This window comes from Vibrio sp. 2132-1 (assembly GCF_033344315.1).
Genome location: NZ_JAWPON010000638.1, coordinates 1 through 573, shown reverse-complemented (window position 1 = coordinate 573; position 573 = coordinate 1). Strand labels below are relative to the sequence as shown.

Genomic DNA, 573 nt, shown 5'->3' with positions numbered 1-573 from the left:
AATATAAAGCTTAAGGACGATGTCCTCGCCATCTTGCCAAACTGCTGCGGACATTACAGTTGGAACCAAATAGGACCAATGATATCGCCCATCAAGAAGTTTGCGAATTGCAAACCGATGAACAGAACCAGCACGCTCAAATCCAAGCCGCCAAAAGCAGGAAGTACGCGACGAATTGGTGCGCACATTGGCTCGGTCAATTGATGGAACACGTATTCAATTGGGCTACGACCTTGGCTCACCCAGCTTAGGATTGCGCGAATCAACAATACCCAGAACAGAAGGCCACCAGCAGCTTTTAGTAGCGATAACAAACCCAAGAATAGGAAATCAACGCTGAAAGAGACAGAGCCGTTAGACGCAATCAGAATCAGCGCGACAAATTTCAATACACACAGCACGTAAGCGAACAGAACCGTTGCAAGGTCAATATTGCCGATTGATGGAATAACACGACGCAGTGGGCCAATGACTGGCTGAGTCGCTTTTACGATAAATTGCGAGAACGGGTTGTAGAAATCTGCACGTGCAGCTTGCAACCAAATTCGCAAAATCACGACCATGATATACAGG

General features: G+C 46.9%; 1 protein-coding gene. It reads right to left on the bottom strand.

The genetic code is table 11. The annotated features are described in order from the left end of the window. Positions 1-53: 53 nt before the first annotated feature. Positions 54-572: a YggT family protein gene (locus R8N47_RS27120; RefSeq protein WP_318186358.1), complete on the bottom strand. Its 519-nt coding sequence runs from the start codon at positions 570-572 to the stop codon at positions 54-56. Position 573 lies beyond the last annotated feature (1 nt).